The organism is Helicobacter cappadocius, from assembly GCF_030688855.1.
In the GTDB taxonomy this organism is placed as follows: Bacteria; Campylobacterota; Campylobacteria; order Campylobacterales; family Helicobacteraceae; genus Helicobacter_J; species Helicobacter_J cappadocius.
Genome location: NZ_JAUYZK010000012.1, coordinates 1 through 11,590, shown reverse-complemented (window position 1 = coordinate 11,590; position 11,590 = coordinate 1). Strand labels below are relative to the sequence as shown.

At 33.7% G+C, this 11,590-nt stretch carries 9 protein-coding genes and 1 other RNA gene; 9 read left to right on the top strand and 1 reads right to left on the bottom strand.

Annotated features, from left to right (window positions below):
- Window positions 1-3 precede the first annotated feature (3 nt).
- The 9 genes from nuoI (at window position 4) to ssrA (ending at window position 10,636) form a co-directional block, all read left to right on the top strand.
- Window positions 4-588 (top strand): NADH-quinone oxidoreductase subunit NuoI, encoded by a 585-nt coding sequence (gene nuoI, locus Q5I06_RS07425; protein ID WP_305517552.1) that lies wholly within the window; start codon window positions 4-6, stop codon window positions 586-588.
- 8 nt (window positions 589-596) lie between these two features.
- Complete coding sequence (locus Q5I06_RS07420; protein WP_305517553.1) at window positions 597-1,181, top strand: NADH-quinone oxidoreductase subunit J; 585 nt, start codon at window positions 597-599, stop codon at window positions 1,179-1,181.
- Complete coding sequence (gene nuoK / locus Q5I06_RS07415) at window positions 1,178-1,480, top strand: NADH-quinone oxidoreductase subunit NuoK (RefSeq protein WP_305517554.1); 303 nt, start codon at window positions 1,178-1,180, stop codon at window positions 1,478-1,480. Before Q5I06_RS07420 ends, nuoK begins: the two co-directional genes overlap by 4 nt.
- A gap of 3 nt (window positions 1,481-1,483) precedes the next feature.
- Window positions 1,484-3,361 carry an NADH-quinone oxidoreductase subunit L gene (gene nuoL / locus Q5I06_RS07410; protein ID WP_305517555.1) on the top strand — a complete coding sequence of 626 codons (1,878 nt, stop codon included), beginning with the start codon at window positions 1,484-1,486 and terminating at the stop codon, window positions 3,359-3,361.
- Window positions 3,362-3,364: 3 nt separating this feature from the next.
- Window positions 3,365-4,927: an NADH-quinone oxidoreductase subunit M gene (locus Q5I06_RS07405; protein ID WP_305517556.1), complete on the top strand. Its 1,563-nt coding sequence runs from the start codon at window positions 3,365-3,367 to the stop codon at window positions 4,925-4,927.
- 1 nt (window position 4,928) lies between these two features.
- On the top strand, window positions 4,929-6,422 hold the full coding sequence (gene nuoN / locus Q5I06_RS07400) for an NADH-quinone oxidoreductase subunit NuoN (RefSeq protein ID WP_305517557.1): 1,494 nt from the start codon (window positions 4,929-4,931) through the stop codon (window positions 6,420-6,422).
- Between the two features lie 18 nt (window positions 6,423-6,440).
- Window positions 6,441-8,795, top strand: coding sequence for a tetratricopeptide repeat protein (locus Q5I06_RS07395; protein WP_305517558.1), 2,355 nt, complete (start codon window positions 6,441-6,443; stop codon window positions 8,793-8,795).
- A gap of 16 nt (window positions 8,796-8,811) precedes the next feature.
- Window positions 8,812-10,209 (top strand): phosphomannomutase/phosphoglucomutase, encoded by a 1,398-nt coding sequence (locus Q5I06_RS07390; RefSeq protein ID WP_305517559.1) that lies wholly within the window; start codon window positions 8,812-8,814, stop codon window positions 10,207-10,209.
- A 60-nt stretch (window positions 10,210-10,269) separates the two neighbouring features.
- Window positions 10,270-10,636, top strand: a transfer-messenger RNA (tmRNA) gene (ssrA, locus tag Q5I06_RS07385).
- A gap of 204 nt (window positions 10,637-10,840) precedes the next feature.
- Here the strand turns inward: ssrA and Q5I06_RS07380 are convergent.
- The gene (locus tag Q5I06_RS07380; protein ID WP_305517560.1) at window positions 10,841-11,488 is read right to left on the bottom strand and encodes a master DNA invertase Mpi family serine-type recombinase; all 648 of its coding nucleotides are present in this window, start codon (window positions 11,486-11,488) and stop codon (window positions 10,841-10,843) included.
- Between the last annotated feature and the right edge of the window lie 102 nt (window positions 11,489-11,590).

The window sequence follows — 11,590 nt, the reverse complement described above, 5'->3', positions numbered from 1 at the left end:
ATTATGCAAAAACAAGACTATAAATGGATACAGAGTACTCCTGAACTCAATTCATCTTCTCAAAAATTCGTTCATTCACTAAAAGCGACCTGTGGAATGGATTTGTTTAAGGGATTGGCTCTTACACTCAAAGAATTTTTTAGCAAAAAAGTGACCGTACAATATCCTATTGAAATATTACCACTAAGCCCTAGATATAGAGCTGTACATAATCTACAACGTTTATTAGAATCAGGAGAAGAAAGGTGCATTGGATGTGGTTTATGTGAAAAGATATGCACAAGCAACTGCATTAGAATTATCACTCACAAAGGCGAAGACGGTAGAAAAAAAATTGACGACTACACTATCAATTTAGGTCGATGTATTTATTGCGGATTATGTGCTGAAGTATGCCCTGAACTTGCTATTGTTATGGGGGAACGCTTTGAAAATGTGAGTGAACAAAGAGCGCATTTTGGAATCAAAGAGGATTTTCTCAAAGATAAGGAAAGTGCAAAAAATCACACACAAGAAGAATTTCAGGGCTTTGGATCTCCTAGTGTAGATGCTGATAAAAAAATCAAAAAAACCCCTCTGGATTATTAGGAGATATCATGTTTGAAATCATAGCTTTTTATTTTTTTTCAGCCCTTACTTTGGCGATGTTTTTGATCGTTATTACGACCAAAAATGTCTTATATGCACTCACGGCACTCGCAAGTGGAATGATTTTTATTTCAGCTTTTTTCTTTTTGCTTGGAGCAGATTTCTTGGGAGTTGTTCAAATTACCGTATATACAGGTGCTGTAATTGTTATGTATGCATTTGGTATGATGTTTTTTGATAGTTCAAAAGATGTCATAGAAATCCACAAACACCAAAAAACACTTTGTATTCTAAGTTTTGGTACAGCTATTATTTTAACTTTGATTTTTGGTGCTCCTATTATTTCAGAAAACTTAAATAATGTCGCAACAGATCCCACACTTGCTATCACATCAAAACTAAGCAATATAGAATTTGTAGGGTATGTTTTATTCACTAGATATCTCATACCATTTGAAGTGGCTGCAGTTATGCTTTTGGTAGCTATGATTGGAGGTGTGGCAACTGGAATACGAAAGGTTCATTTTCCAGATACTTATACAAAGGATACTGAAAATATCAATCCCTTAACGCATACAAAGGAGAATTTATGATAAGTCTTGGACATTATTTAATCCTTTCTGGACTGATTTTTTGCATAGGTCTAGCGGGGGTTCTAAGGCGTAAAAATATTTTGATGCTGTTTTTTTCTACAGAGATTATGCTTAATGCAATCAATATAGGATTTGTAGCTATTGGTAATTTTATGGGCGATATCAATGGTCAAATGTTTGCCATTTTTATTATAGCAATCGCAGCAAGTGAAGTGGCAATCGGACTTGGTTTAGTGATTATGTGGTTTAAAAAATACAAAACCCTTGATATTGATAACCTCAATATTATGAAAGGTTGAAAAATGAGTTTTCTATCTGATTTTGATTATATTTTGCTATTATCTTTAGTTATATTCTCACCTCTTCTAGGGGCTGTTTATGGAGCATTTTGGGGAAATCGACAAAAATCTTTGCAAGTTGGAATATTTAACTCGTTTTTGATTTTTATTTCTTTTATTTCTTCGGTGATATTGTTTATAAGTGCAGCCAATGGGGTTAAGATTGAATTCCAATTAATGGATTGGATGGTGCTTGGAGACTTTAGATCGCATTTTTCTTTTGGACTTGACTCCATTAGTGCAACAATGATTTTAATTGTGAGTTTGGTTTCATTTTTGGTGCATGTCTATTCTATCGGTTATATGTCAGATGATAAAGGCTTTAACAGATATTTTAGCTACCTTAGTGGATTTGTATTTTCAATGATGATCTTGGTGATGAGCGATAATTTCTTGGGGTTATTTATAGGCTGGGAAGGAGTCGGGCTTTGTTCTTATCTTCTTATTGGTTTTTGGTATAAACGCGAGAGTGCAAACAATGCATCTATTGAAGCATTTGTAATGAACCGTATTGCCGATCTTGGAATGCTTCTTGGGATTATGATGATTTATTGGATGTTTGGTACGCTCAAATATAGTGAAGTGTTCTCTATGCTTCAAAATGCGAATTTTTCAAATACTTCCATAACAATTGCAGGATTATTGCTCTTTATTGGGGCTATGGGAAAATCTGCACAATTCCCTTTGCATACTTGGTTAGCAAATGCAATGGAAGGTCCTACACCTGTCTCTGCACTCATTCATGCTGCAACAATGGTTACAGCGGGTGTTTATCTAATCATTCGAGCTCATCCACTCTATGATCTTATCCCACAAGTAGGATATTTTATAGCCTGTTTAGGGGCTTTTGTGGCAATATTTGGAGCAAGTATGGCATTGGTTAATAAAGATCTCAAAAGAATCATCGCTTACTCCACTCTCTCTCAGCTTGGATATATGTTTGTTGCAGCGGGGTTAGGAGTGTATTGGGTAGCATTGTTTCATCTATTCACTCATGCTTTTTTTAAATCACTTTTATTTTTAGGTGCAGGAAATGTAATGCATGCTATGGAAGATAAGCTTGATATTACAAAAATGGGAGGGCTTTTCAAACCTCTAAAAATTACGGCTGTTTTTATGACTATTGCCTCTGTTGCACTTTGTGGAATATATCCTTTTGCTGGATTTTTCTCAAAAGATAAGATATTAGAAATTTCTTTTGGTTCAGGGCATCACATTTTATGGCTCATTTTACTTATAGCAGCAGTATTTACAGCATTTTATAGTTTTAGATTGCTAATGCTCGTGTTCTTTGCTCCAAAAGTTCATGATATTCATCATCCTCACGAAGCAAAATCTTTTATGCTTTGGAGTATGTTTCCTTTAGTGATTTTGGCCATCATAGCAGGACTTTTTGAAGAAGGTTTTTCTTATTTTATAAGCCAATCTATACCTAATGCAAAAGATTTTCAAACTCCCGTGTTATTGCTTATTGCTATAACTACAGCACTAAGTGTTATCTCTGCAATTTATGCAATATTGCGTTATAGAAATGGCTATAAATCTCCCGCAAACGAAAAAGAAAGAAATTTTTTGCACAAACTATTACTGAATCAATATTATATACCACAGTTATACAAAAAGATTTTTATCCGTCCTTATGCTAGAATTGCTGATTTTTTGTGGCAAAAAATCGAAATCAAAATCATCGATGCAATCGTTGATAGCATAGGAAAAATGCTAATGTCTTTAAGCAGAACATTGCAATACCTTCAAACCGGAAATCTAACTCAATCCTTACGATTGATGAGTTTTGGAGTATTTATTATGCTTGTTTTTGCTATTATCGGATTTTGGAGGTAAATTATGGAATATCTATTAACAATTATTATTTTCTTTCCAGCTCTAGCCTCTGTTTTTGTCTTTATTATGGATAATAATGTAGCCAAACCCTATGGAATTACTATTGGTCTCATCGAACTCATTTTGACCATTGGTCTATGGATGGGGTTTGATTATACTAATCCAAATATGCAATTTGAAAATATTTTTGCTCTAATACCTCAATATGGGATTAATTACCACGTTGGTGTTGATGGGATTTCATTGTTTTTATTAGTTCTCAATAGTTTTATCATGTTTTTAGCCACTATTTATGTAAATCAAAAAAAGGATAAAAATCATTTAGTTGTATGTTTATTACTCTTAGAAAGTATCTTAATGGGAGTATTTTCATCTTTAAATATGATTTTGTTCTACATATTTTGGGAGATATCCCTTATTCCTATTTTATATATGATAGGAGCTTGGGGAACTGGTCAGAAAATATATGCGGCTTTAAAATTTTTCCTATACACATTTGCAGCTTCTTTGATTATGTTTGTAGGTATTTTATTTTTCGGTTATCTCTATTTTATCTCCATGGGTAAATGGAGTTTTGATGTTATGGATTGGTATGCTCTTGCGTTGCCATTTGATATTCAGGTCTGGTTATTTCTAGCATTTTTTATATCTGTAGCAGTCAAAATTCCTATTTTTCCATTCCATACTTGGTTGCCTCACGCCTATGGAGATGCTCCTACACTAGGATCAGTAGCACTAGCAGCAGTTTTGTTGAAAATGGGAACTTATGCCTTAGTTCGCTTTTCTCTACCTCTATTTCCGGATGCGAGTTTTGCCCTGATGGTTCCTGTAGCTATCCTTGCTTTATTTATGATTATTTATGGAGGCATGTTAGCTTTTGCTCAAACTGATATGAAGCAAGTTATTGCCTATAGTTCAATCTCTCATATGGGGGTAACCGTTATTGGTATTTTCGCTATGAATCTAGAAGGACTTGGCGGAGCTATATTTGGTATGGTAGGTCACGGTATTGTTATTGGAGCATTGTTTATGTTAATAGGTATGCTGTACTGGCGCACCCAAACTAGAAAAATATCGGATTTTGGAGGTCTTGCTTCTGTGATGCCAAATTACTCTATTGTTTTTGGTATCGCGATGATGGCAAGTGTTGGACTTCCTTTGACCGTTGGTTTTGTGGGAGAATTTTTTAGTCTTTTGGGATTTTTCAAAACACATCCTATAATAACTCTTTTTGCCGGTACAAGTATCATAATATCAGCTATCTATATGCTGAACCTATATAGGAAAATATTTTTTGGAAACAATATTAATCCGAGTAATAAGAACTTAAAAGATCTATATCCTAGAGAAATCGTTGTGATGGTTTGTTTTGTAGTGGCGATTATCTTTTTGGGAATCTACCCCAAACCCCTTCTTATTCCCATCCAAAATAGCACAGAACAACTTTTGCAAATCATGAATGATAGATCAATAAAAAATGATACAAAACAACATTTTCAAAAGGTTATCAATATGGATTTAAAACATATTTTGACAAAGTATTCGTCCAAGACAAAGGAGGCCTAAAATGTTGGAAAATTTTTATATCCCATTTGCGGAACTGAAATTCCATACCATATTGCCAATGTTTATTGTTATTTTTGGAGCGGTTTGCACTTTGGCAGTAAATGCCTTCACATTAAAATTTTCTAGGAGTCTTAATGTTGCTTTATGTATGTTGTTTATAGTTGTTGATCTTGCCTTTGTTTTGGGACTTAATAAATTTGATTTAGGATTCTTTGGAACAATGAGACTTGATGGAATAGCTATTTTAACTCAGATTATCATATTGATAGCGAGTTTGTTTTTTATTATCCTAGCTATTTCAAAACAAAGATATGCGGAATTCCAAACCCCTGAATTTTATACACTGTATCTTTTTATGACTGCTGGTTTTCAATTTATGGTTTCAAGTGATAATTTAATCTTGATTCTCGTAGGTCTTGAAATAGCTTCTTTATCTCTATGTGTACTGATAGCATTTAATGATGAAAATACTGGCATAGAGGCGGCTATTAAATATTTTGTAATGGGTGTTTTAGCAAGTGCTTTTTACGCACTTGGTGCAATGTTCTTATATCTTGCAACTGGAAATATCGAAATTCATAACATCATTGCTTTTATCTATCAGGGAGACTTTAATCCTCCTTTATTGTTGATAGTTGGGTTTATCTTTATGATTGGTGCGATCGGATTTAAAATATCTTTAGTTCCTTTTCACACTTGGATGCCCGATGTTTATGAAGGAAGTAATCCCGTATTAGCAGGATATATCTCCATCGTACCAAAAATAGCAGGATTTGCCGTAGCTATTCGTTTGTTTGATGTATTTATAAAATCTGGAATTCCTTGGATAGAACATTTACTTTATGTGTTAGTTGTAATCACTATCACTTTACCAAATATAATGGCATTTATGCAAAAAGATGTGAAACGAATGCTCTCTTTTAGTTCCATATCGCATTCTGGATTTGCCCTAGCATGTATTCTTATCAACACAACACAAAGTCAAAATGCTATGTATTTGTATTGGTTTTTGTTTTTAATTACAAATGTGGGTTCATTTTCGATGCTATGGCTCACAAGAAACAAAGAAAAAATTTGGGATTGTCGCTATGAACATCCCTATACTAAATTTCAGGGTTTAGTTAGATTGCATCCAATGATGGCTATTTTATTCGCAATTTTTATGTTCAGCTTAGCTGGAATCCCTCCATTTGCAGTATTTTGGGGAAAAATGTTAGCAGTAAGTGCAGCCATCAATACAGGCTATATTTGGCTCGCAATTATCATGATGCTAAACAGTGCAATAGCAGCGTATTATTACCTAAAACTCATTGTATTTATGTTTTTAAAAGAACCTATAATCAAACCTGAAAATGCAGATATTTACTTAGAGAATACAAGCTATTCAATAAAAGGTGTCATAGGCGTTGCAGCTGTTCTTTGTTGTTTATCTATTTTTATGGTGCAGTTTTTGCTTGATATTGCTTCAAAATACATTACCAATAATGTATATTAGCGATCTTTGGAGACCTCATTGCACCCTTTTAAAATATTTCTGCTTATAGCAACAATCTCAAATAGCTTATTTTCATTTGAGATTGTTATCAATTACGGTAAGCAAAATTCAGAAAATTTTGCTGTGCTTAATATCAAAAATGACAAACCATTTCCTTGTATACAAAAATCTGAACATAATGGAGAAAAAACGCTCATAGAATGCACTATTGATGCGATTCCAAAAGAAGGCTTCACTCCAACAAAAACAATATTTTTCGACTTTTACTATCAAATGATTGATGGAAAATTCCATCTCTTTATAGAGCCAAAGAAAAAGGCTTATCTATTTTCAATTCCCGAAAAACTGAAAGAAAATACTCTTATTTTCAGAGAAAAACCATCTAGTTCAAAAGCCTGGCAAATCGTGGGTTATGAGAAAAAAATCCCTTTTTTGTCAGGGGAGATACCAAATGGATTAAATTTTCCAATACTAATAGAAGATGCCCAAACTCCATATATAGCAGAACTAGATATTGATGACAAACCGCTTAAATACATGCAGGGACCAGATTTTGAGGCTTATTTAAATGCGAAATCACTTATCAAAAACAAAGACTACTACAAAGCCTTAACGGTTATTAGTAACACACTAAAAAAATATCCTGACACTATATTTAAAAAAGATCTCTACTTGTATCAAATCGTTGCCTTATCAGAAATGGATGGCAAACAACAAGAGACGATTATCGAAAATTCTTTGAATTGGATCAGGCAATATTCTAGCGATTCAGAAATACCGCAAGTTTTATATATATTGGCAAAAGCTTATGATGAAATTCGTTATCACTCAGAGGCCAAACACTATTACAACCGAATTATTGAAGAGTATCCAAAAAATCGATATGCCCCACTCTCAAAGATGAGACTCGCACTTGATGCTATCAATGATGGAAATATTGGACTGGCTAATATTTATTTTCAACAAGCCTACACTCAAGCAAAAGACATGCAAAGTGCAAGTGCAATAGCACTGAATTGGGCAAAATTTGAAGTAGAAAAAAATAATCTCCCCAACGCAATTGAACTTGTAAATAAAATTCTAGATGTTTATCCGCAATTTTTTGACAACAACACCAAAAAAAGCTATGAAATTGTCAAATATTTTGAAAAAAATAAAATGTACAAAATCTCTGCTAAAATCGCACAGTATATAGTCAATACAACTACCGATAATTCTACAGCAGAAGATATTAGCTATGATCTTGGGATGATTTATGAAAAGGCGGGAGATTTTGACAATGCACATCAAGCCAATCTAGCGTATCTAAAAAAATATCCCTCAACCCAGAGATCAAAAGCTGTCAAAAGACGTGATGATGATATTTTGTTTGATATCAGTGGCAATAACGAAGAAAAACTCAAACGTTATGAATATATTATCCAAAAATATCCCAACACAGAACAAAGTAAAAAAGCTACTGAACTGAAAGCTAAATTATTTCTTGATGAAAAGCAGTATTCAAAAGTTATACAAATGCGTAGTGAGATTGGTGAAAAATCTCCAATACTAAATGAAGCGATTAATAGTCTTATAAAAGAATCTCTGAGTGAGAATAATTGCAAAAATGCTAATATCTTCCTTCTACAGACCTCTAATTATAGCCTTAATGACGAAGAAAAACTAAAAGCATTTGACTGCCTATACAAAGCTTCATTAAATGAAAATGCCTCTATCATTTCAAGTGGAGAAATAAAGAATTCCAAAAATCTCAATCAAAAATTGCAATGGCTTTATCGCGATGCAAAAAACTTTTATAAATTAGGAGATTATAAATCTTCAATTTTAAGTGCAAGAGATGCACTCTCAATAGCACAATCAACCAAAGAAACTCAATTTTACGATATAGCTTTTGTTTTATTTTCAGATCTTGCCAACATTAAAAGCAAAGATGAAGCAATGAAAGTTTATGCTGATCTTGATAAATGGTTCAAAGACGACAAAAGAATGATAAAAGTCTATGCAAAACTTTTACAATGGGCAATCCAAGACAAAAATGACACGACTGTTGAAATTTATGCCAAAAATCTTATCTCCTTGCAGAATAAATACAAAATCGATGAATATACCCCTTGGGCAGAGTTTGAACTCATCAACTCTCTAGTTCAAACAAAAAAATTTTCTGAAGCAATTACACAAAGCAATACGCTTTTGACAAAAAATCTGAGCAATGAGCAAAAGCAAAAAGCACTCTACACTAAAGGTTCTATAGAAAACCTCCAAAAACTTCCTCAAGAAGCAAAAAATTCATTTGAAAAATGTATTCTTATCAAAGACGAAAGTGCATGGAAAAAACTCTGTTCGCAAGGATTAGAGTTACTAAAAGAAAAATAATGAGGATAAAAAAATAATGATTGATGATAGTATTTTTAGAGAATATGATATTCGTGGTATTTTTAATCAAAACCTAACTCAAGAGGTTGTTTTTAAGATAGGATACTTGATAGGTCAGAGAATCAACTCTACTGATGATGCAACCGTTGTGATTGGACATGATGCAAGGGTGCATTCCCTCAAGCTTTATGAATGGTTGAAAGATGGGCTTTGTTCTAGTGGAATAAAAGTTTATTTCATAGGTCTTGTCCCTACGCCTGTGGCTTATTTTGCCACTTGTAATAGCATTGATTCTATCCATAGTGTAAATTCTATTATGATTACAGGCTCTCATAATCCTCCAGAATACAATGGTTTTAAAATCACACTTAATAAAAAGCCTTTTTATGGATCAGCCATTAGAGAACTAGGCAAAGAACTTATAAACTTATCTATTCCTATCATTTCTAGTTCTATGCCCATAACCTCTATAGATGCTTTAGATGCTTACAAAAAATACCTTATCAACCATTTTAAATCTCTAAAAAACTTTCCTTATAAAATTGTTCTTGATTATGGAAATGGAGTGGGTGCAGTAGGTATGGAGGATATTCTTGATGCCTTGCGTATCCAGCATGATTGTTTGTTTCCCGATCCAGATGGAAATTTTCCAGCACACCACCCTGATCCTAGCGAAGAAAAGAATCTCATAGACATCAAAAACCATATGTCGAAAAACAACATTAAAATAGGACTTGCTTTTGATGGAGATGCAGATAGAATAGCACTTCTAAGCACTCATCATTCTTACAAAGGCGATGAACTTGCCATTTTATTTGCAAAACAAATAGCAAAAGATGGAACAAAACCTCTCATCATAGGTGAGGTTAAATGCTCTCAAATCATGTATGATGAAATCAATAAAATCGGTCAAAGCGTAATGTATAAAACAGGTCATAGCAACCTAAAAGTCAAGCTTAAAGAACTTAATGCTCATCTAGCTGCAGAGATGAGCGGACATTTGTTTTTTAACGATCGTTATTTTGGCTATGATGATGCGATTTATGCAGGACTTAGGGCTTTGGAATTGTTTTTAGATCATACTCCAGAAGAAATTGAAAAAATTATCCAAACACTCCCTGAAGCTTATTCTACTCCTGAAGAAAAGATTATCACAACAGAAGAAGAAAAGTTTATTATTATAGAAAAGCTTCATCAGATGCTAAAAAACCCTCCTTCTGATTTTCCAAAGATGTTAGATATTGTTTGCATTGATGGTATTAGAGTGATTTTTGAAGATGGGTGGGGACTTGTTCGTGCAAGTAATACTACGCCTGTTTTGGTTACTAGATTTGAAGCAAAAAGCAAGAATAACGCAAATAAGTATAAAAAATCACTCCTAGCACTAATAGAAACAATCAAAAAATCTCTTTAGTTCTATCTTCCAAATAGATGTTATTTCCCAAATCTAGGATATAATACCCTGTTTTTATATGGGGTTGATTTGGCTTCGACAGGAGCTGTATCGCTTGAGCTGCATACCAGCTGCACGCTGTAAAACTGCAAACAACAATAAACGCAAATAATACAAATTACGCTCCAGCTTACGCAAAAGTCGCGTGAGTTTAACTACTCTTAGGAGCTGATTAGCTTGGTGATACTAGCTAACCTTTCTAATCATAACACTAGCTAGTTGCTCTTATGATCTGCCAAACTCATAAGAAAAGACTTTGGTTGCTTGTGTATTTTGTTTTGGGGATAGAGCAGATACACAAAAAGATTTTTCAATCCTATCTAAGTATGTAGACGCTCTTGTTGGGTATGGTTTTTGGACTGGGGTTCGATTCCCCACAACTCCACCATCAATTTTCTTCCATCCATCTTTGTTCATAGTATATTGTATCCCATTCATAGTATATTGCAGCCCACAAAAAGTGGTTATAAAACTGATATGATTTAAATATTCACAGATACTATAACCACTTTAAAGCAAAAAACCGATACAAAGCAGGTATTAACGATAATAGACTTTTGCTTTTATTGATTAGTAGCTTAGAAATTAAAACCTAGATATTTTTTACATTATCATAATTCCTACCCTTTAGCAAATGTCCATTCCCACTTTTTATAAACCACCTTCTAAGTGTATCCCTATGCACCCCTAGTTTTTTTGCTATATAAGAGTGGCTATAGCCCTTAGCATCCCACTCCAAAATCTTATCTCTTGCCTCATAACATGGGTGGCATTCAATACGGCTTTTGCTTCCCTTTCTTCTGCCTAAAATAACCCCTTCTGCCCTCCTTCTGGCTAAGCCTTCCTTAGTCCTTTGAGATATAAGCTGTCTCTCTATCTCTGCACTTAGACTAAAAGCAAAAGCCAAAACCTTTGAATTGATATTATCGCCTAGTTCGTATCTCTCTTTTATTGAATAGATAGTGATCCCTCTACTCATACATTCATTTAGCAAACCCATTACAGCTAAAAGACTTCTTCCAAGTCTTGAGAGTTCAGTTACAATAAGCGTATCTCCTTTTTTTAAGGATTTTATCAATCTTCCTAGTTTTCTGTTGTCAATAGCAATCATTCCACTTTTTGTTTCCTCTACGATATTGTTGATTTTAAAATCTTTTGATTTTGCGAAATTTTCTATTTCAAATCTTTGATTTTCGGTGGTTTGTTTATCCGTTGATACCCTAATATAAGCGTAAATCATTTTCTTCCTTTGTTTTTTTGTGTATTGTACAAATCATTCGACCCATATTGCGAGGCAGAGACATCAAAAGATATGTTTATGAATGGGCAGGAAAGTGGGTGA

Bases quoted from the DNA above. Each gene is read 5' to 3' on its own strand.
- Q5I06_RS07405 (WP_305517556.1), top strand. From the start codon at position 3,365: ATGGAATATCTATTAACAATTATTATTTTCTTTCCAGCTCTAGCCTCT.
- Q5I06_RS07390 (WP_305517559.1), top strand. From the start codon at position 8,812: ATGATTGATGATAGTATTTTTAGAGAATATGATATTCGTGGTATTTTT.
- Q5I06_RS07380 (WP_305517560.1), bottom strand. From the start codon at position 11,488: ATGATTTACGCTTATATTAGGGTATCAACGGATAAACAAACCACCGAA.
- nuoK (WP_305517554.1), top strand. From the start codon at position 1,178: ATGATAAGTCTTGGACATTATTTAATCCTTTCTGGACTGATTTTTTGC.
- nuoL (WP_305517555.1), top strand. From the start codon at position 1,484: ATGAGTTTTCTATCTGATTTTGATTATATTTTGCTATTATCTTTAGTT.
- Q5I06_RS07420 (WP_305517553.1), top strand. From the start codon at position 597: ATGTTTGAAATCATAGCTTTTTATTTTTTTTCAGCCCTTACTTTGGCG.
- nuoI (WP_305517552.1), top strand. From the start codon at position 4: ATGCAAAAACAAGACTATAAATGGATACAGAGTACTCCTGAACTCAAT.
- nuoN (WP_305517557.1), top strand. From the start codon at position 4,929: ATGTTGGAAAATTTTTATATCCCATTTGCGGAACTGAAATTCCATACC.